This window comes from Thermostichus sp. OS-CIW-33 (assembly GCF_054059615.1).
In genome coordinates this window covers 1-18,854 of the sequence record NZ_JBSSCH010000015.1, presented here as the reverse complement: position 1 = coordinate 18,854, position 18,854 = coordinate 1, and the positions used below count along the sequence as shown (strand labels likewise).

The following is an 18,854-nucleotide window of genomic DNA, read 5'->3' as shown; positions in this document are numbered from 1 at the left end:
TAAAGAGGGTGGGCCTTGGAGGAAAAACGATGAGCCAAGTTTGGAAGCCGGCGCAGTGGCTAACCCAAAAGCTGCGTCTTGTCTGCATGAGCTTTGGCTGTGTGGCATTGGCGGTGCTCTTGATGGGCTTTGGGGCGATCCCCCTGCAACTGAAGGATCTCCACGTCACCCCCTGTCCCGATACCCCCGAATACACCAACCTGGTGACCAGCAACGGCAACCCCATACCGGCCAGGTGCCTGTTCGTCGAAGGCACAGTGGTCAACCGCTCCAAAAATACCCTGCTGAACGCGGATGTCTTCGGTCGGCTTTACGATGCCAACGGCAACGAGGTTCTGCCGGAGCGTACCCGCCTGGGGGCCATTGCAGAAGTTCCTCCCGGCGAGAGCCCTTTTTCAATTCGCATCTCGGTGCCCATAACCAGCCCCCTGCCCCTCACCCTGGAGCAATTCAAGGCCAGCGGCTTCAGCGGTACCGTGCGCCGATGAGGTCCAAAGCTGGCGGCTGAACTCCACCTGGGTGGGGCGCTCAGGCAAATGGAGCTGGGCAACCACAGGCGGGGTTTGGGCGATCAGCCGGCCCCGGCGGAAGACATACAGGCAAGCTGGTTTCAGGCGAATGGCTTCGACGGCATCGGCGGCCTGGAGCACCACCAGATCGGCGTAGCAGCCGGGTTCCAGGCCGTAGCCTTCCAACCCCAGAATGCGGGCCGGATTCTCCGTAACCGCCAAAAAACACTGGCGCATCTGCTCATAGCCTGTCAGGTGGGCGGCGTGGATGGCCATGTGGGCCACCTCCAGCATGTTGCCGCTGCCCAAAGGGTACCAGGGATCCATCACGCAATCCTGGCCAAAGGCTACCGTCAAGCCTGCGTCCATCAGCTCGGTCACCCGGGTCAGCCCCCGCCGCTTGGGGTAGGTATCGTGGCGACCTTGGATGACCATATTGACCAGCGGGTTGGCGATCACCCCCAGCTCTGCCTCGGCCATCAGGGGGATCAGTTTGCTGACGTAGTAGTTGTCCATCGAGTGCATGGAAGTTAGATGGGATCCGGCTACCCGCCCCTGCAAGCCCAGCCGCAGCGTTTCGTATGCCAAGGTTTCCACATGGCGCGAAAGCGGATCGTCCGTCTCGTCGCAGTGCAGATCCACCCGCAGACCCCGCGCCGCAGCAATCTCGCACAGGGCCCGCACCGAAGCTGCTCCCTCGGCCATCGTCCGCTCGAAGTGGGGGATCCCGCCCACCACCTCCACCCCCAAATCCAGAGCCTTCTCCAGAAGCTGCACCGCCCCTGGCGAGCGATAGTAGCCATCCTGAGGAAAGGCCACCAGTTGCAAATCCAAGTAGGGAGCCACTTTTTGCTTGACTTCCAGCAGCGCCCGCACCGCCAACAGGTTGGGATCGCACACATCCACATGGGTGCGGATGGCCAGGATCCCACGAGCCACCGCCCAGTCGCAATAGGTCAAGGCCCGCTCCATCACCGCCTCGGGGGTCAACAGCGGCTTCAACTCCCCCCAGAGGGCGATCCCTTCCAACAGCGTCCCCGATTGGTTGACGCGCGGGATCCCATAGGTGAGGGTGGCATCCATGTGAAAGTGGGCATCCACGAAGGGGGGCGACACCAAGCGGTTGCTGACATCAATTTCTTGGGGGGCAGTGGCTTGCAAGTTGCTTTCCAGAGCCACAATGCGATCCCCCTGGATACCGATATCGATCCCCTTGCGGCCATCCGGCAAGTTGGCCCGACGCAAAATGAGATCCATATGTTGTGGCTATTTGTTTGAACTTAGGATAGAAAGAAGCAACTACAGTTGACTGAATGATAGGCCAAATCAGATAAAGATGTCTTAAATTACCTCAAAGCCCGAATTTAGGAAACCAGTTGATTGGGTTATTGCTCACTTTATAAAAGAGGTCTGCAGTCCCCAACAGCATCCGGTTGTGCAAGATATCAACCAAGTAGTCAGAGGGATAATCTATCGAGAGCTGATTTGAGAGGACTTGGCCCTTACATCCATTCCAACCGTCAGCGAAACTTCGTTGTCCATTACAAACAAGCTCCTTCTCAAAAAATTGTATTTCAGGATACATATTTTCAGGGATCTCCCCCTTAGGATAAGCCGAGCAGTAACCCGATCTCGAAGTAACCTCAACAGAAGCGACTATGGCACGTTTAGAACTCTCCCGGCGGGACTTCTGCCTGCGTTCTGGGGCTTTCGTGGCTGGCTTGATGGGGAGCCGCTGGTTGGTTCGCGATGCCACGGTGGCCCAAGGAACCAAGCTGAAAGTGGCTGGGGTTTATACGGTTCCCATTGAGCAGCAGTGGGTGAGCCGGATCCATAAAGCCTTGATGACCGCCCAGAAGCGGGGGGATATTGACTATACCTGGTCAGAGTCAGTTTCCAACACCGACTACCCACGGGTGCTGCGTCAGTATGCCGAGAGCGGCGTCCAACTGCTGGTGGGTGAGGTCTTTGGGGTGGAGCGGGAAGCGCGGGAGGTGGCCAAAGACTATCCTAAGGTCAGCTTTTTGATGGGATCCAGCCTCAAGCCGGATCCTGCCCTGAGCAATTTTGCCGTGTTTGACAACTACATCCACGAGCCTTCCTAAGCGGTGGCGACCCAGAACTTCTTGATATTCTCTGTGTCTCTTGTGATACACCTCAGCCACTACCTCACCAGAGGGAGAACCACGTTATCAATCCAAAGCACCGCTGGAAAAAAGTTGGCCACCTGCCTTGGGAGGATATCAACAGTTGGCTAGACAACCCTGAGAATCTCTGGGGCACTGGCGAGAGCAGCTATGCTGGGTGGAACAACCGGTTAAGTGTCGGGCGAGAAAGCGGAGTTTCTCTTTACCTTGTACCGGTCGAGCATTTGCGTCTGTTGGTTGGTTACAAGGCACCAGGATACCCGAATTCTAAGCGTAGAGTACGCGGCGAGTTTGTATACAAGGGAGTAAAATACTGCATGGATGTTACCGATCCTGTGATTGAACGGGATTTCCTAATGGGCGAAGACGGTCAATATGACATCCCCGATCCGGTGCTGTGTGTTAGCCTTAGCGATCCCTACTTGGGCTATTACTACAAGCTGATAGCGGCTGTTCTCTACTCAGGTCGACTCATATGAAATCAGAGATCTACACGATTGGTCACTCAAACCACGAGATTGATTTTTTCATAGACTTACTGCGCCAGTACAACATCACCGGTATTGGCGACGTTCGCTCACGTCCATATAGCCGTTACGTCCCTCAATATTCACAAGAAAAGTTGAAAAGTGCTTTAGCGGCAGCAGGTATTGCTTACGTCTTTCTGGGCAAAGAATTGGGAGGACGTAGCGAAAATCCGAGCTGCTATGATCAGGGTAGGATTCAGTATGAACGACTGGCAAATGAGCCAGCCTTCCTCGAAGGGATCGACCGTCTGATCCAAGGTTCTAGTCGGTATCGGATCGCACCGATGTGTGCTGAGAAAGACCCTATTGAATGTCATAGATCGTTGCTGGTGGCGCGTAAACTTTTTCAAAGTGGGATTCCGGTCAACCACATCTTGGCCAATGGCTCTTTGGAGACTCATGAGGCCCTAGAATCTCGTCTTCTTGCCCTTTGCAAACTTCCAGAGGGGGACTTGTTTAGAAGTCGGGAAGAGTTTATAGCCGAAGCCTATCTCATTCAAGGCAGGCGTGTCGCCTATCGAGATGAGAAAATGTCAAAAAATGATGAGCGGAGCGCGAGGCCATGAAGATATTTACGATAGGGTTTACGAAGAAAAGTGCAGAGCAATTTTTTAATCGCTTAAAACATTTAATCGCTTAAAACAGCCTGGTCTGGTTCGAGTTGTTGATACTCGACTTAATAGCACCTCGCAACTGGCGGGATTCACGAAAAAGAGGGATCTAGAGTTTTTTCTTCACGAGATCTGCAAGCTTGGATATGTTCATTTGCCGGAACTTGCACCAACTCAAGAGATTCTCGATGCTTACAAAGCCAGTGGTGAATGGTCTAACTACGAGAGACAGTTTTTGTCGTTGATGGCCGAGCGTCGCATTGAAGATCAAGTGGATAAAAGTATTCTCGATGGAGGATGTCTGCTTTGTAGTGAAGCTACAGCTGAGCACTGTCATCGTAGGCTGGTTGCTGAATATTTGCGCAGAAAATGGGGTGATGTTGAAATCGTGCATCTATAAAAACCAAGAGCTGGCACTACGGCTTTTTCCGATTTATGCAGCTACTCCGAGTTGCAGCAGGATTCCGGCAACACGGAGCGAAAGGGATCCCTGACTGCCCAACCGATTTGGAAACTCTCTCACCGACAGCAAGCTCAATACAGGGATCCCCGCTTGGGCAGATCCAACACATTGACATCTTTGGGGTTGACCTTGAGCAGATGATGGGCGAGCAGGAAGCCTGTGATCGTCTGGGTTTGGCTGCCCCATGCGTACCTCGGTTGGGTCATGGAAGTATTCCGCCTACTTTTGTTCGGGAATGACCTTGGTTTGAATGTTGCACCCGTTGCTGATGACATCGCCGTACTGTTGCCCCCGCAACACTGGGCCAGTGTTTGCCGCCGTTGCTTTTGGATCCCAAGTTCCTGCGGGCAGCTAGCGTGTATGGTAGATGAAAGCTTGTTTTTGGGTCTTTCCCCGTCCCTATGCCCAGGGCTAGCACCTCTCGCCATCAGACCGACCCCCACTTCAGCTCTGCTATCGCTCCACGACGCTTTCCCGAACAGGCCAAAGGGTTAAAGCCCCACCAACAAAAGCAACTGCAACGGCTTTACCAACTGCGCCTACCCCCCGACCGCTTGGTGACGGTGGAGTTTGCCCAACGGCTGGGATCCCTGACCCAAGAGTTGGAAGGCCGGCCCATCAGCGTTTACCTCAACCGGCGCGGCCAGGTGATCCGCGTGGGGCTGGGATCCCCTTTTGAAACCCAGATTCCCGCTTGGGAATTGCCCCGCCAGGGGGCCGAGCGCCTATCCGGGATCCGCTGCATCACCACCCAAATGGGGGAGGGGGGCCCCAGTCAAAAAGCGCTGACGGCCATGGCTTTGCAGCGTTTGGATGCCCTCATCACCCTTTCCGTGTCCAAGTCAGGAGGGCACCGACGCCGGGGAGGAGCGGCTACGGGCTTTGTTCACCGGGCCTATCTGGCCCATCTGCTGCCGGAGGGAGAGCGCCGTTGGCAGGTTTCTGAGCCTTTGCCTTTGGGGATCCTGGCAGAACAGGATCTGCAGGAGCTGGTGGCGGAGCTGGAGGATGGGTTTCGGCGCCAGTTGACCGCCCGCCAGGTGGATCTGGATCAGGATCGGGCCATCCTGGTGGGGCTGCAGGAGTCCGGGCAGAGCTACGAGGATCTCATGGATGGGTTGGCGGAGCTGAGCCGCCTGGTGGAGAGTGTCGGCGGACAGGTGCTGCAAGCCCTCTGGCAGAGGCGGGAAGGCCCCAATTCGGCCACGGTAATCGGATCCGGTAAGGTGCAAGAGCTGGCTCTGCTGGTCCAGGATCTGGGCGCTAACTTGGTGGTGTTCGACCGGGAACTCACCCCCAGCCAGGTGCGCACCTTGGAAGAGGCGGTGGGGGTGCGGGTGGTGGATCGCAGCGAGGTGATCCTGGATATTTTTGCCCAGCGGGCCAGAACCCGAGCCGGGAAGCTGCAGGTGGAGCTGGCGCAACTGCAGTATTTGCTGCCTCGCCTGGCCGGTCGCGGTCGCACCATGTCGCGGCTGGGGGGTGGGATCGGTACTCGGGGCCCGGGGGAAACCCAACTGGAAATGGAGCGGCGGGCCATCCAGCGGCGCATCAGCAAGCTGCGGCAAGAGGTGGAAGAGCTGCGCCGCCACCGCCAGCGGCTGCGCCAACGGCGCGAGGCATCCCAAATTCCCGTGGTGGCCCTGGTGGGCTACACCAACGCCGGCAAATCCACCCTCCTCAATGCCCTCACCCATGCCCAGGTCTACGTGGCCGACCAACTCTTTGCCACTTTGGATCCCACCACGCGGCGGCTGGAGCTGCCCGACCAGCAGGCGGTCCTGCTGACCGACACGGTGGGATTTCTAACCGAATTGCCAGACCAACTGGTGGATGCCTTTCAAGCCACCCTGGAAGAGGTGACGGAAGCCGATGCCCTACTACATGTGGTGGATCTCTCCCACCCCAACTGGGAGGGGCAAATCGAGGCGGTGGAAACCTTGCTGGACAAGCTGCCCTTGGCCACCGGCCCCCGGCAACTGGTGTTTAACAAAATCGACCGCCTGGATCCCGAATGGGTAGAGGATGTGCGCCTGCTCTACCCGAAGGCCCTGTTTGTTTCCGCCGCCACCGGCCAAAACCTGGATCAGTTGCGCCACACCCTGGCCCAATTTGCTGCAGTTCTAAGCCCCAACCCCTTCGATAGTCAGGAACCCAGAGATCCCTAGAAGCATTCCATAAGGATTTCGCAACTTGCAAATTGCATTTATACCCCCTGTCAACATAAACATTCGGTTACATTGAGATCAGGATTGTGACCCGACTTAAAGTTAGGGAGAGAACATGGCCACCACTGCAGTTGCACCTCAAGTCGCACCTCGCCTGGCCCAGCCCCATCTGACGCTGCAAACTCTGCCCATCGGGGCCGACACCCTTGCCATTCGCTCCCAAGATTGGGATCGGGATCGATTTGACATCGAATTTGCTCTGGAAAATGGCACCACCTACAACTCCTTCTTGATTCGCGGCGAGAAGGTGGCCCTCATCGACACCTCCCACGAGAAGTTTCGCCAGTTGTACCTGGATTGCCTGCAAGGGATCCTAGATCCTGCCCAGATCGACTACCTGGTGGTCAGCCACACCGAGCCAGATCACAGCGGCCTGGTTGGGGATCTGCTGGAGCTGGCGCCCCAGATGACGGTGGTGGCCTCCAAGGTGGCGGTGCAATTTCTGGAAGATCTGGTGCATCGGCCCTTCCAGCGGCTGGTGGTGAAACAGGGAGATCGCTTGGATCTGGGCAAGGGGCATGTCCTGGATCTGGGCAAGGGGCATGTCCTGGAATTTATCTCTGCCCCCAACTTGCACTGGCCCGACACCATCCTCACCTACGACCACGGCACCCAGATCCTTTACACCTGCGACGTGTTTGGGATGCACTACTGCGACGATTTCGCCTGGGACGAACATCCCCACCTGTTGCAGGCCGACTTCAAGCTCTACTACGACTGCCTCATGGGGCCCAACGCCCGCTCGGTGTTGTCCGCCCTGAAGCGCATGGAAGCCTTGCCTCCCATCGCTGCCATTGCTACCGGCCACGGCCCCCTACTGCGCCATCACCTGTCCGACTGGGTGGGGCAATATCGCACCTGGAGCCTCGAGCAGGCCAAAGCCGAGCGCCTGGTGGCAGTGTTCTACCTGTCCGGCTATGGCCAGGCGGAAACCTTGGCTCAAGCCATTGCCCGCGGGATCCAAAAAACCGGCATCCAGGTGGAGCTGGCAGATTTGCGGCTGGTGGATGCCCACGAGGTGCGGGAGCTGATGAGCTTGGCCGCCGGTGTGGTGATAGGCATGCCGCCCCAATCAGGGCCTGAGGCCGCCACCACTCAAGTGCTGCTGAAAACCCTGCTGGCCTCTGCCCACAGCAAGCAAGGCTTTGGTCTGTTTGAGTCGGGCGGCGAAGATGATGAGTCGGTGTACCTCTGCCGCAACACACTGCAAGAAATCGGCGCCAAAGAGGTGTTTGCCCCCATTCTGCTCAAGCAGCCTGCTGGCGAGGCCCTGCTGCAACTGGCCGAAGAAGCAGGTACCGACCTGGGGCAGTGGCTGACCCGGGATCGCAGCATTCAGCAGATGAAAGCCTTGGATGCCGACCTGGATCGCGCCCTGGGCCGCATTAGCAATGGCCTCTACATCATCACTGCCCGCAAAGGGCAAGCCACCAGCGCTATGCTCGCCTCCTGGGTAGCCCAAGCCAGCACCGATCCGCCAGGGATCAGCATTGCGGTGGCCAAGGATCGGGCCATCGAATCCTTCCTGCAGGTGGGAGATACCTTCGTGTTAAATGTGCTGCAAGAAGGCCATTACCAACCCTTGATGCGCCACTTCCTGAAGCGATTTCCACCGGGGGCCGACCGCTTTGCCGGGATCAAGACCTACCCTGCTGCCAACGGATCCCCCATCTTGGCCGATGCTTTGGCCTACCTGGAGTGCCGTGTGGTGAGCCGCCTGGAAACCAGCGATCACTGGGTGGTGTACAGCACCTTGGAAGCCGGTCGGGTCTCCAGCCCAGAGGGCCTCACCGCCATCCACCACCGCAAGGTAGGGAATCATTACTAATACTGATAGTGAGCAGTGAGAAGAGAGAAGTGAGAGATAATTTCTCACTCCCAGCCCTTCTCCCTGGGGAAGCTGGGATCCCTGTAGCGAACAGACTCACAAATTCAATAGGACTGCCGATAGACCAACCCACTGGGATGTAGGAAAAAAGGGCTGTCTTCTCCCAGGCGGATCCTGATCTGCTCCAGCTGTTCCCCTTGGCGGGTCGCAGGCCCTAAGGGCAGCCCCTCTGTTCCCTGTTGAATCCTTTGGGATCCCTGCTGGGCTGGCCGATAAGGGACGTTGTTCAAACCTGAGGAAAAGGGATCCGAGGGGGCATACCTCTGTCGCCAGCGCTGGTAGGGGCTGACCGGTTCGGGAAAATGTTGCGTAGCGATAACCTCTGCCTTGTCGAGTGCAGTAGCAGTGTGGAGCACTTTCTGGGCTGTCGAGAGAGTAGAGGCAAGTGTTGACGATTCTGACAACTGCAACTGTGAAGAGGGCGAAAGGACGACCATCGGGCATGGCTCAGCTTGTGCCCAAGCCCCCGGCGCAAAAACCCAGGCAAGCCAGCAAAAGAAGATGGCACACCGCATGGGAAGATCCCTCCATAGGCCCAACCCAGTCGTCTCTCAGGCCATTTTCTGAAGAGGCAGGACTGAGAGCGCAGCTCCCATCTTGCCCATGCCAATTTGCAGGCCGAGTGACCGGGATCCCCCCAGTTGAGTGATCTCGATCAGATCAGCAGACCTACTCTAGAAATGGGGTCTAAAGCCCTGCTCTACCGCTGCGCAGTTTGCCTTGGCTTAGCCAGCCAGTAGAGCAAGGAGCATGTCAAGAAACGGCGGATTTGCCAGGATAGTCTGCGCTGCTGACCCGTACATAGGCGTGCCAAGCCAAGTCCAGCAGGCCATCCAACACCGCTGCAGCCACTGCCGGGCCTCCTTTGCGTCCCTCAGTGCGGATGTGGGGCACCATGGAATCGGCTAGCTCCTGCTTGGCTTGCACCACGTTCACAAACCCAGCCGGCGTGGCGATGACCAGAGCAGGGGCCACCTCCTTCTTTCTAATCAGCTGCACCAAGGTGGAGAGGGCAGTCTGGGATTGGCCAATCACAAAGATCGCCTCAGGGTAGCGTTGGGCCAGGGTTTCCAAGCCCCAAGCGGAGCGGGTCTTGTCCCTTTGGGGGCGGGTAATGGCTTCGCTGCTGCAATAGATGGGGTTGGAAAAGGTGTTCTGAACAGCCCAGGCAATGCCCACCTGCACCATCGGCTCATCGACCACAATGGTGGTACGCGCTGCCAGAGCCGCCGCTCCGGCCTGTAAGGCTTCGTTGCCAAAACGGATGAGGTGCAAGTACTCGAAGTCAGCAGTAGCATAAATAACCCGACGAACCACCTCATACTCAGCAGGAGAAAGCTCGTGCTTGCCCACCTCCTGGTCGATGATCATCAAACTCTCTGCATCGGTTACGTGCCACTCCATCGGTTCCAGACCCCACCCGCTGTTCACCTCGGTAATGACAGGATTGTACCTGCAGAGGCTTCAGTTGGTGGGAAAAGCCATTGCTTAGCCCGGAGGCCAGCCCATCCCCCGACCGCCCAGAACGTGAATGTGGAGATGAAAGACGGTTTGCCCGCCGTCTTCTCCTTCGTTGATCACCAATCGGTAGCCTTTATTTAAACCTGCCTCGGCAGCCACCCGCTGAGCGGTCAGCAGGAGATGTCCCAGCAATGCCTCATGTTCGGGCTTGGCCTGGGAAATGCCGGGGATGGGCTCTTTGGGCACCACCAAAATGTGGACAGGGGCTTGGGGGGCAATATCTTTGAAGGCCAGGGCTCTATCGTCTTCGTAAACGATTTGTGCAGGGATCTCCCTGCGAATAATCTTGCCGAAAACTGTGTCGCTCATGGGTGCTCACAAATTAGTTCTGCCCTTAGCCTACCTGCTAACCGCACATTCTCCCACCCAGGTGGCGAGAGTGGCGCTCGGCACCTACTGCTTCAGCAGCCATTCAAATTCCTGCCGCAGTGATTGAATATGCCCCACTCGCGAGACCAACAGCGCATCTCGCCCGGCATCGCGAAAACGAGAGCGCCACAAACTCACCAAATCGGGGTTGCTGCACCAAAAGCGGATAACAGCGTCGACCAACTGATCCAAGTCCCAGCCGCGCCGGGCCGGCACTTCCTCCACGGATCCCAGCAACGCATCGAGGGTGCAGGAGCTGGTGCCCAGGTATTCCACCCCACAGGGCCGCTGGGCCAGCTTCTGTTGCTGATGAAAGAACTCCAGAGCAGGGGCAATGCCGATGATCTCGAAGGTGTAAACCATGTTGCTCCGCAACGCTGACGCGACTGGGCTCAGTCCTACAGAGTTTTTTGCGAAAGATTCTAAAAAGGGGACTAGCAGTCTCAAAACCAAATCAAGGTTGGGATCCCTTCCCAACTATCCTCGATCTGATCCTGGATGTTAGGTATTGATTATACTCAACTTGGGCAAAATGCCAAGGCAAAGGACAGGCAGATCCCTGCGTGGCGAAATACTTTTGCGCCACAGAGGAAGGCTTTGCCTGATGGGCACTCCCTCGTTCAGCTCTGTGTAAATAATCTGTGCAGAAATCTGTGCAGATAAGAGGTAAAGCTGCTAGCAAACACAAGTGAGGACTGCTAGCATCCAATGGGATCTTTTGCTAATTGGCTTTAGCTACACAACTACAGCCCACTAAGGGACCACGGGATACGGTTGTATGGTCATTCTAGGCTAATTGAGACACTCCCCAAGCGTTCCGCGCCGCTGCCGCGACCACCCCCAGCCCCTTTCCCAGAGGGAGTCATCCCTCACCCCCAGCCCCTCTCCCAAAGGGAGAGGGGAGTTAGGAAGCAATACAACAGAAATCTTTCAGTTCCGTTTAAAATGACTATAAACCTGCTTGTTTTAAACCTCGTTGGGTCAAGCCTCGGAAACACGATTTTTGTATCCCCCAGTTTGTGAACAGGCTGTATTGTCACCTGCCTTTTCTGCAGACATTGAAGCAGACATTGAAGATTGTGACTTGAGGCAAGCAAAAGCACAGGCATCAAAAAACTGGCGTGGCCGCATTCTCCGACCGCGCCACCAGCTCAAGCCCTCTCCTCTACCCAAGTCGGTATTGCGTCTTGGGCCTTTTCTTGAGTGGGGGGGAGTTGAAACTGAATGCGCGGCTGCCCTACCCCATACGTGAGGGTGTAGCTCCACTGCAGGCAGCGCAGCCACAGGCGGGGGTAACGCGCTTCTAGCCAGGGCTGCAGGCGACGCAGCAGATTTGGAAGCCAGCCCCTGAGCAAAGCAGAGGTCAAGGCCAGGCCGGTATAGCTGAGGTAGGTGGGTAGCCACTGGGCAAAGCCTTTGGCCCCTACGGCCTCCCAGATCCACAGCAGCAGCCGTGGGTTTTGCAGGGCAGCTTTGATGGCCATGCGGTTAAAGGCCAGCCAGCCAGCCCGGTCTTTGATGAAATCGTCCACCACCTCCGGCGGCTCGGTGGCGAGAATGCCGAAAAAGCTGTTGAGAGTGGCATTGATGCGCTCGGGGGGCAGCACCTTGCCGGTGGGCACCATCATCCCCCGCGAGAAGAGCCAGGTGACGGCCGAGTTGCCCTGGTAGGCCCGGATCTGGGCTAAGTCCGCCGCCCTGAGCAGGTCGTGGCGCAGCGCCGTATCCAGCAGATCGCACAGGCGGGGGCAATTGCGCACCAAGGATCCAAAGCCGGTAAAGCTAAGGGGCGATTGCATGGCTGCCGCATCCCCTATGAGCAGTATCCGGTCAAAGGGTTCCGAAGACTCCGCCCCGCTGCCGCGAACAGGGTGCCCGGGCTGGCCAAATCGTCCGGGGATATAGCCGAAGGTCGCTTTTTTCCACTGCAAGCGCTCTGGGTCGCAGCGGCGGTATTCCGGCAGAATAGTGAAAAAATCTTCGTACAGTTCCAGCAGGGATCCGGGGTTTTCCGGATGCACCTGGTGGTAGTGGAACAGATAAAAGGTAAGATCTTCGCCTGGGCCGGGGAACAGCTCCCAAATGAGTTGCCGACCGCGGCTGATGTCCCCGTGGCTGGCCAGAATGTCCCCAAACTGGGGATCCCATACCCCCGGCTCGAACCCCCCCGCAATGGTAGCCCCCACCGTGGGGCAGACGCTATCAAAAGCCCGATGGCGGTAAAGCTGCTGGGCAATGGGAGAGACTGTTCCCATAGCATCCACCACAAGGCGGGATCCCAGCCGAAACTCCTCGCCGGTGGGCAAATCCTTCAAAACCAGCGTGACGCCTTGTTCGCCAACATAGGCCCGCTGAAACTCGGTGCGCTCGTAGATAGCTCCCCCGCAGGAAGTGAGAATTTGGCCACAGAGCTGCAATAGCTTTTCCGCGTCAATGGCCAGATTGAGTACCGTCGGCGTGTGCAAAACGGGAGCGCGAACCGGGCTATTGCCGTCAAAAAACTTGTTGAACCCATCCGTGTATTCCCGCAGGATCAAGCTCTCCATCTGCTCGGCGCTCAAAAGGCCCAAATCCACCAGGGTTTGCAGCTCCCGCCGGGAGATGTTCCACTCGCGGTTCATGCGGCCAAAAGGGAGTCGCTCCACCAAGGCCACGCGGTAGCCCAAGCGAGCCATGGCCGCTCCATAGATGGCTCCCAGCGCTCCTCCCACGATGGCCAGATCCCACTCCACCGGGGCCGGCTCAGGGCCAGGCTGGCGAAACAAGACCGGCTGAGCAGGGCGGTGGGCTGCGTGGCAATGTTGCACTTCTTCCCGCCAGCGCTTTTCCCACCAGTACACCCGCTGTAGGTCAAATTCTCCATTGGGGATCCGGCGAAAATACTTCACCGTTTGCGGGTAGAAAGGCTCAAGCTGATCGAAGATGGATCCCCGGTTCAGGTCGATCTGGGGCAACTGCGGGTAGCGGTGGGGAAATTGGCTTTGGATGGCCTGTTCCAGCTCTCCCAGCCAGCGAGCTTGGCGGGGGAAGGGCTGTTCCGACCACTGGAACACCTTGAGATAGGTAGTGTTCAGCCCCGACCACAAGAAAAGGGCCAGCTCAGCGCCGGATCTCTGTAGGCGCAGGCCCGTGGGGGTAAGAACCTTCTGGCTGCCTTGGGGCAGGGGGATACACTCCTGTAGCCAGCGCAGCACTTGAGCACTATCGGGGCAAGGGATCTCGCGGTAGTAAAGGGAAGTAAGCACGGCGCCGAGATAAGAAACCGAGCAAATCTTTACCCATTGTGACATGAGGGGATCCCTCCCTTTGCCGATCCCAGGGATCACCCCCTACCCAGGTTTCCCCCCAGCTGCAGATCTGCAGGGGTGTTGCAATTGGTGAGCATCCTCTCAAGGGACTCCGTCCCGCTGTCGGGAACGGTCAGGGGCAGGATGGCTGTTGGCACCTGGGACAACCAGCCCTGAAAGGATCTTCCTCCTGCCTGCAAGAAACTCTCCAGAGAACCTAGCTGCGCCAGGCGATAGAAGCCACACAGGGGCTCCCAGCCCCGCTGACTTTTGGGCAGGGCGGCCACCGTCTGAGGGGGCAGGGTGGCAAGGCGCTGTCGCCAATCCCCAAGAACCTGCTCCTGCAAGCAGGGCAGATCGCAGGCCAGCAGCAGGATCCACTCCGGGGGAGCAGCCAAGGTTTGTAGCCGCCGGATCCCCTCTTGAAAGGCCAGCAGCGGGCCTCGGTGTTGCTCTGCAACGCTGTCGCGGCTGTGAACGTTTTCCCGCCAGAGGTGCCAACCGGGATCCACCACCGGCGCATAGCGCTCCGGCCAGGGGGTGAGGATGTAAACCGCGTCGGCGCAGGCTGCTGCCACCTGAGCCACCCGTCGCAGCAGGGGGATCCCATCCCAAAGCACCAGGGCTTTGTCGGATCCCATGCGGCGGCTGTTGCCCCCGGCCAAGATCAGAGCCACGACCGCAGGCGGGGAATCTTCAGGCATTTTGGACATCCAGTTTTCCACAACGAGCAGCAGGTATTTGTGGAGGAATAGGATAGGGATCCCATCCTCTCCTCACTTTGGCCGCCATGTCTGAGCCCTCTGGTCGTCTGGTTTGGAACCACTCTACCCATATCTCAGGGTTGATCCCTGTTTTGGAACGCCTGACCCGGCAGGCGGGCATTAAAACCGTGACGCCGGGCGCTCTGTCCTGCAGCCGTGGGCGGATCCCCCAGTTGCAGTTGCGGGTTTCGGTGCCGATCCGGGGCGGGTACAAGCTGGTGGCCCGCAAGGGAAGCAGCGTGCAAGAGGTGTTTGTGGTAACGGATCTCAGCCAAACCGAGCTAGAGGCGGCTATTCTCCGCTGTTTGTAGTCAACTGTTTGTAGTCAACCGAGCCTCGTTATTGCTCCGCAACGCTGTCCCGACCCAGAACTTCGTCTTGCTGGGGCAAATGGCACATCAGTTGAGGATGAGTTAGCTATGTCTCGTGCTAGTCTCAAGCCCGCCCGTATCAGCGCTGTTTTACCCGGATCCCTGGCAGCAGAAGTGGGCATCCAACCTGGAGAGGCCCTGGTCAGCATCAACGGCGAGCGCCCCCGCGATCTCATCGACTACCGCTTCCTGATCGCTGAGGAGTGTGTAAGCCTGGAGATCTTGAATAGCCAAGGGATCCCGCGCACAGTTGAGCTGGAGAAGGGAATCGACGAGGATCTGGGGCTAGAGTTTGAGACAGCCCTGTTCGATGGCCTGATCCAGTGCGCCAACGCTTGCCCCTTTTGCTTCATCGACCAACAACCTCCGGAAATGCGGGCAACGCTGCACCTCAAGGACGACGACTACCGCCTCAGCTTTCTCTACGGCAGCTACCTCACCCTCACCAACTTGCCTGCTGCCGAATGGGAGCGCATCGCTCGCCTGCGCCTTTCTCCCCTCTACGTGTCAGTGCATGCTACCGACCCGGAGCTGCGCAGCCGCTTGCTCAAAAACCCGCGGGCTGGCCTGATTTTGGAGCAGTTGGCCTGGTTTCGCCAGCATCGCTTGCAACTGCACGCACAGGTGGTGGTCTGCCCAGGCTGGAACGATGGGGATCACCTCACCCGCACACTCCTCGATTTGGCCGCCTTTCGCCGGCCAGCAGACGGGATCCCCACCGTCCTCTCGGCAGCAGTGGTGCCGGTGGGGTTGACGCGCTTTCGCCCCCCTGGTGATGAGCTGGTTCCTGTCGATGCGGCCAAGGCCCGAGAAGTGATCCAGCAGGTGGAAACTTTGCAGGTCGGGTTTCGGCAAACATTGGGATCCACCTTTGCCTGGCTGGCCGATGAGTGGTATCTGCTGGCCGGGCGGGAACTGCCACCGGCAGAGCACTATGAAGATTACCCGCAGCTGGGGAACGGGGTAGGCTCCCTGCGGCTTTTCCTCAGCCAGTTCGAGCAGCTCAAACTGCCGCCTGAGCTCCCTTCTCCCCTCAAGGTTCTGTGGGTGGTGGGCAATGCCGTAGAGCAAGCCTTCCAGCCTGTGGTGGAGCAGATGAACCGCATCCGCGGGCTGCAGTTGGATCTTTTGCCTATTGCCAGCCAATTTTGGGGACAAACCCTGACGGTGACCGGGCTGCTGACGGGGCAGGATATCTTGGATGCCCTGAAGTCTGTGGAAAACTTGGCGGACTATGATGGGCTATTGCTACCCCAGATCGCCCTCAAGGACGGGGAGCGCTTTTTGGACGATCTGACCTGGCAGGATCTGCAGGCCCAGGTGGGGATCCCGGTGGTGCGGGTGGACGGCGGGCCGGCAGGCTTGGTGCAGGCGGTGCAAGAGCTAGAACAGGGGTATGCCTACAGCACCCTAGGGTGTTCCGCGACGCTCAAGCGAACGGAAACTGCACCGCTGACGCGATCGAGAACAGCTTTAGGCCGAGGATCCTGAGGCGATGCAGAGGTTGCGGCGCGGATTGCTTCTGCTGCTTTGGGTGGGGCTGGGGATCCTGGCCATCACGGGCTTGGCGGCTTTCTACGTAGATCTGGCTTGGTTTGCCGAGCTGCATGCCCTGCCGGTACTGTGGACGCGGGTAATTGCCCGCTGGGGGCTGGGCCTGGGCGCTTTCCTCTTTGCCCTGGCGGTGACGGGATCCAACATCTGCTCCTGCTGGCGGGGGGCAACCTTGGCTGGGGCCTGGGTGATCGCCATAGGTTTGAGTGGCTTCTTTGCTGGGTCTCTTTCCAATCACTGGTTTACGCTGCTGCTCTGGCTCAACCAAGGGCCCGTCGGGGAGTCGGATCCCATTTTCAACCGCGATCTCGGCTTTTTTCTCTTCAGCCTGCCTTTCTGGGAGACGGTGCAGCATTGGTGCTTCAACCTGGTGCTGCTCACCTTGGTTACCGTTGTCCTCATCTACTTGGTAGAGCTGGGGCTTTCCGAGCAACGGCTGACCTTGGCCCTCTCTCTCTATGCCCAGCGGCACCTGCTGATCTTGGGGGGATCCCTGTTTCTCATTCGCGCCTGGGGCCATTGGCTGGAGCGCTACGAGCTGCTCTATTCCACCCGCGGCGTTGTGTTTGGGGCCGGTTTTGCCGATGTGCATGCAACTCTGCCGGCCACGACCTTGATGAGCGGGGTGGCAGGCCTGACGGCGGTGGGATTCTGGGCTTTGGCCCGCCAGGGGATCCGCCTCAACCTTCCTTTCCTCAAGTCCTGGTGCCCTTCCTGGGCCAGCTCTCTCCTGGCGCCGGCCATCCTCTGGGGGGCCTACCTGGGGTTTGGGCTGCTAACCACCCAACTTTATCCCCAACTGGTGCAGACCTTCTTGGTCACCCCCAACGAGCTGGAGCTGGAGCGCCCCTACATCGAGGACAACATCCGTTTTACCCGTGCTGGCTTTGGCCTGGCCGATGTCGAAGTCCAACCCTTCCCGGAAGGGGGAGCCCTCACCTGGGAGATCCTGCAGCAGAATCAATCCACCCTGAGCAACGTGCGCCTCTGGGATGCGGATCCCCTATTGGCCACCTACCGCCAACTGCAAGAAATCCGCCCCTACTATCAATTCCCCTATGTGAATGTGGATCGCTACCGCATTGGGGGAGAATTGCGCCAAGTTATGCATGCCGCCCGCGAGCTGGACTTTGCCCAGGTACCCCCCGCCGCCCAAACCTGGGTTAACCGGCGGTTTTTCTACACCCACGGCTATGGCCTCACCCTCAGCCCGGTGAATGTGGTGACCCCTGAAGGCCTGCCGGATTTTTTCCTATCGGATATCCCGCCGCGGGTTTCTCCCCGCTACCCTGAGGTGGCCTCCGTCTTGCGGGTGGAGCAGCCGGCCCTCTACTATGGCGAGCTGACCACCACCGATGTTTTCGTGGGCGCTGAGGCGCGGGAGTTGGACTACCCTGCAGCAGAGCGCTATGTGTACAGCAGCTACCGGGGCAGCGGTGGCGTGCCCATTCCCCACCTCTGGCAGCGGTTTCTCTACGCCTGGCATTTTGGCGATCTGCGCATCCTTCTCAGCCGCGAGCTATCTTCTGCCACCCGCTTTCTCTATCGCCGCCAAATCCGCGAGCGCATCCGTCGGGTGATGCCCTTTTTGCTCTACGACCGGGATCCCTACCTGGTCATTCAAGGCGGCAAGCTCTACTGGTTTTTCGATGCCTATACCACCAGCAGCCGCTACCCCTACTCGGAGCACCTGCCCGGCTTTCCCTTCAACTACATCCGCAACTCGGTCAAGGCGGTGATGGACGCCTACAACGGCAGCATCGATTGGTACATTGCCGACCCTCGGGATCCCCTCATCCAAGCCTACGCCCGCATCTACCCCACCCTCTTCAAGCCTCTGGAGGCAATGCCGGAGCCGCTGCGGCAACACATCCGCTATCCCCAAGACCTCTTCCGCCTGCAAGCGCAGCAGTTTGCCACCTACCACATGACGGATCCCCGCCTCTTCTACAACCGCGAGGATCAATGGCAGATCCCCGGCCAGTTCCGCAATCGACGGCGCATTCCCATGCAGCCGCAGTATCTCATTCTCACCTTGCCGAGGGATCCCCAAGGGGTTGCAAACCACACTCCTGAGTTCGTCCTCCTCTCCCCCTATGCCCCTGTTAACAAGCAGAACATGGTGGCTTGGATAGCGGCCCGCTGCGACGGGGAAAACTACGGCAAGCTCCTGGTGTACGAGTTTTCCAAGCAACGGCTCATCTATGGCCCGGAACAGGTGGAAGCACGGGTCAATCAGGATCCCTTAATCTCCGAGCAAATTTCCCTCTGGAACCAGCATGGGTCGCGGGTGAACCTGGGCACGCTGCTGGTCATCCCCATCGAGACTTCTTTGCTCTATGTTCAGCCCCTTTACATCGAAGCAGAACAGGGCCGCTTGCCTCAGCTCACCCGGGTGATCGCTGCCTACGAAGACCGGGTGGTGATGGAACCGACTCTCGGCCAGGCCTTAGAAGCCCTCTTTCTGCCGAGGGGCAGCCGATAGAGAAAGGGATCCCCTCCTCATTTTTGAGGCAGGTAGTTGACGAAACTTAACGGATGTTTTAAGTTTAGGTTGTCAATCTTCGCGCTTCCTTAGGGAAGTTTGTCCTCATGACTACTGTTATCCAACGTCG

The 18,854-nt window shown here is 58.3% G+C and carries 16 protein-coding genes and 2 pseudogenes; 10 read left to right on the top strand and 8 right to left on the bottom strand.

The window, feature by feature from the left end:
• The first annotated feature begins 29 nt into the window (after positions 1-29).
• Complete coding sequence (locus ACVWZG_RS10705) at positions 30-488, top strand: FxLYD domain-containing protein (protein WP_414332474.1); 459 nt, start codon at positions 30-32, stop codon at positions 486-488.
• Here ACVWZG_RS10705 and ACVWZG_RS10700 read toward each other — a convergent pair.
• The gene (locus ACVWZG_RS10700; RefSeq protein ID WP_457407006.1) at positions 396-1,766 is read right to left on the bottom strand and encodes an amidohydrolase family protein; all 1,371 of its coding nucleotides are present in this window, start codon (positions 1,764-1,766) and stop codon (positions 396-398) included. The genes ACVWZG_RS10705 and ACVWZG_RS10700 overlap by 93 nt on opposite strands.
• A 401-nt stretch (positions 1,767-2,167) precedes the next feature.
• Between ACVWZG_RS10700 and ACVWZG_RS10695 the strand changes: the two are divergent.
• The 4 genes and pseudogenes from ACVWZG_RS10695 to ACVWZG_RS10680 form a co-directional block, all read left to right on the top strand.
• Positions 2,168-2,611, top strand: a pseudogene (locus tag ACVWZG_RS10695) (BMP family ABC transporter substrate-binding protein); the annotation flags it as partial.
• A 29-nt stretch (positions 2,612-2,640) separates the two neighbouring features.
• The gene (locus tag ACVWZG_RS10690; RefSeq protein WP_414342098.1) at positions 2,641-3,135 is read left to right on the top strand and encodes a dual OB domain-containing protein; all 495 of its coding nucleotides are present in this window, start codon (positions 2,641-2,643) and stop codon (positions 3,133-3,135) included.
• Positions 3,132-3,749 (top strand): DUF488 domain-containing protein, encoded by a 618-nt coding sequence (locus ACVWZG_RS10685; protein WP_457407008.1) that lies wholly within the window; start codon positions 3,132-3,134, stop codon positions 3,747-3,749. The genes ACVWZG_RS10690 and ACVWZG_RS10685 overlap by 4 nt, the downstream gene beginning before the upstream one ends.
• Positions 3,746-4,194 (top strand): annotated as a pseudogene (locus tag ACVWZG_RS10680) (DUF488 domain-containing protein). Before ACVWZG_RS10685 ends, ACVWZG_RS10680 begins: the two are co-directional and overlap by 4 nt.
• Positions 4,195-4,328: 134 nt before the next feature.
• On the opposite strand, the gene ACVWZG_RS10675 reads toward ACVWZG_RS10680, so the two are convergent.
• Positions 4,329-4,463 (bottom strand): hypothetical protein, encoded by a 135-nt coding sequence (locus tag ACVWZG_RS10675; protein ID WP_414342083.1) that lies wholly within the window; start codon positions 4,461-4,463, stop codon positions 4,329-4,331.
• A 195-nt stretch (positions 4,464-4,658) separates the two neighbouring features.
• On the opposite strand from ACVWZG_RS10675, the gene hflX reads away from it, so the two are divergent.
• Positions 4,659-6,425, top strand: a complete 1,767-nt coding sequence (gene hflX, locus ACVWZG_RS10670; protein WP_457407010.1) for a GTPase HflX — start codon at positions 4,659-4,661, stop codon at positions 6,423-6,425.
• A 115-nt stretch (positions 6,426-6,540) separates the two neighbouring features.
• Positions 6,541-8,313: a diflavin flavoprotein gene (locus ACVWZG_RS10665; protein WP_457407012.1), complete on the top strand. Its 1,773-nt coding sequence runs from the start codon at positions 6,541-6,543 to the stop codon at positions 8,311-8,313.
• 104 nt (positions 8,314-8,417) lie between these two features.
• Here the strand turns inward: ACVWZG_RS10665 and ACVWZG_RS10660 are convergent, their stop codons facing one another.
• The 6 genes from ACVWZG_RS10660 to ACVWZG_RS10635 all read right to left on the bottom strand — a co-directional run bounded on the left by ACVWZG_RS10660 (position 8,418) and on the right by ACVWZG_RS10635 (position 14,263).
• Positions 8,418-8,810 (bottom strand): hypothetical protein, encoded by a 393-nt coding sequence (locus tag ACVWZG_RS10660; RefSeq protein ID WP_457407015.1) that lies wholly within the window; start codon positions 8,808-8,810, stop codon positions 8,418-8,420.
• 316 nt (positions 8,811-9,126) lie between these two features.
• Complete coding sequence (locus ACVWZG_RS10655; protein WP_414352119.1) at positions 9,127-9,777, bottom strand: precorrin-8X methylmutase; 651 nt, start codon at positions 9,775-9,777, stop codon at positions 9,127-9,129.
• Between the two features lie 84 nt (positions 9,778-9,861).
• The gene (locus ACVWZG_RS10650) at positions 9,862-10,203 is read right to left on the bottom strand and encodes a histidine triad nucleotide-binding protein (RefSeq protein WP_011432043.1); all 342 of its coding nucleotides are present in this window, start codon (positions 10,201-10,203) and stop codon (positions 9,862-9,864) included.
• A gap of 84 nt (positions 10,204-10,287) precedes the next feature.
• Positions 10,288-10,626, bottom strand: a complete 339-nt coding sequence (locus tag ACVWZG_RS10645; protein WP_457407018.1) for a hypothetical protein — start codon at positions 10,624-10,626, stop codon at positions 10,288-10,290.
• A gap of 788 nt (positions 10,627-11,414) precedes the next feature.
• Positions 11,415-13,553 (bottom strand): FAD-dependent oxidoreductase, encoded by a 2,139-nt coding sequence (locus ACVWZG_RS10640; protein ID WP_457415373.1) that lies wholly within the window; start codon positions 13,551-13,553, stop codon positions 11,415-11,417.
• A 32-nt stretch (positions 13,554-13,585) separates the two neighbouring features.
• Positions 13,586-14,263 carry a molybdenum cofactor guanylyltransferase gene (locus ACVWZG_RS10635; protein WP_202943706.1) on the bottom strand — a complete coding sequence of 226 codons (678 nt, stop codon included), beginning with the start codon at positions 14,261-14,263 and terminating at the stop codon, positions 13,586-13,588.
• 77 nt (positions 14,264-14,340) lie between these two features.
• On the opposite strand from ACVWZG_RS10635, the gene ACVWZG_RS10630 reads away from it, so the two are divergent.
• From ACVWZG_RS10630 to ACVWZG_RS10620, 3 genes are all read left to right on the top strand, one after another.
• Complete coding sequence (locus tag ACVWZG_RS10630; RefSeq protein ID WP_011432039.1) at positions 14,341-14,625, top strand: DUF2103 domain-containing protein; 285 nt, start codon at positions 14,341-14,343, stop codon at positions 14,623-14,625.
• A gap of 108 nt (positions 14,626-14,733) precedes the next feature.
• Complete coding sequence (locus tag ACVWZG_RS10625) at positions 14,734-16,176, top strand: TIGR03279 family radical SAM protein (protein WP_457407023.1); 1,443 nt, start codon at positions 14,734-14,736, stop codon at positions 16,174-16,176.
• Positions 16,177-16,180: 4 nt separating this feature from the next.
• Positions 16,181-18,724, top strand: a complete 2,544-nt coding sequence (locus tag ACVWZG_RS10620; RefSeq protein ID WP_457407026.1) for a UPF0182 family membrane protein — start codon at positions 16,181-16,183, stop codon at positions 18,722-18,724.
• Positions 18,725-18,854 lie beyond the last annotated feature (130 nt).

What these genes read in the sequence shown, in the direction of transcription:
- ACVWZG_RS10675 (WP_414342083.1), bottom strand. Translation starts at nt 4,463, where the DNA reads ATGACCCAACCGAGGTACGCATGGGGCAGCCAAACCCAGACGATCACA.
- ACVWZG_RS10660 (WP_457407015.1), bottom strand. Translation starts at nt 8,810, where the DNA reads ATGGTCGTCCTTTCGCCCTCTTCACAGTTGCAGTTGTCAGAATCGTCA.
- ACVWZG_RS10655 (WP_414352119.1), bottom strand. Translation starts at nt 9,777, where the DNA reads ATGGAGTGGCACGTAACCGATGCAGAGAGTTTGATGATCATCGACCAG.
- ACVWZG_RS10625 (WP_457407023.1), top strand. Translation starts at nt 14,734, where the DNA reads ATGTCTCGTGCTAGTCTCAAGCCCGCCCGTATCAGCGCTGTTTTACCC.
- ACVWZG_RS10700 (WP_457407006.1), bottom strand. Translation starts at nt 1,766, where the DNA reads ATGGATCTCATTTTGCGTCGGGCCAACTTGCCGGATGGCCGCAAGGGG.
- ACVWZG_RS10640 (WP_457415373.1), bottom strand. Translation starts at nt 13,553, where the DNA reads ATGTCACAATGGGTAAAGATTTGCTCGGTTTCTTATCTCGGCGCCGTG.
- ACVWZG_RS10630 (WP_011432039.1), top strand. Translation starts at nt 14,341, where the DNA reads ATGTCTGAGCCCTCTGGTCGTCTGGTTTGGAACCACTCTACCCATATC.
- ACVWZG_RS10635 (WP_202943706.1), bottom strand. Translation starts at nt 14,263, where the DNA reads ATGTCCAAAATGCCTGAAGATTCCCCGCCTGCGGTCGTGGCTCTGATC.
- hflX (WP_457407010.1), top strand. Translation starts at nt 4,659, where the DNA reads ATGCCCAGGGCTAGCACCTCTCGCCATCAGACCGACCCCCACTTCAGC.
- ACVWZG_RS10620 (WP_457407026.1), top strand. Translation starts at nt 16,181, where the DNA reads ATGCAGAGGTTGCGGCGCGGATTGCTTCTGCTGCTTTGGGTGGGGCTG.
- ACVWZG_RS10645 (WP_457407018.1), bottom strand. Translation starts at nt 10,626, where the DNA reads ATGGTTTACACCTTCGAGATCATCGGCATTGCCCCTGCTCTGGAGTTC.
- ACVWZG_RS10650 (WP_011432043.1), bottom strand. Translation starts at nt 10,203, where the DNA reads ATGAGCGACACAGTTTTCGGCAAGATTATTCGCAGGGAGATCCCTGCA.
- ACVWZG_RS10705 (WP_414332474.1), top strand. Translation starts at nt 30, where the DNA reads ATGAGCCAAGTTTGGAAGCCGGCGCAGTGGCTAACCCAAAAGCTGCGT.
- ACVWZG_RS10665 (WP_457407012.1), top strand. Translation starts at nt 6,541, where the DNA reads ATGGCCACCACTGCAGTTGCACCTCAAGTCGCACCTCGCCTGGCCCAG.
- ACVWZG_RS10685 (WP_457407008.1), top strand. Translation starts at nt 3,132, where the DNA reads ATGAAATCAGAGATCTACACGATTGGTCACTCAAACCACGAGATTGAT.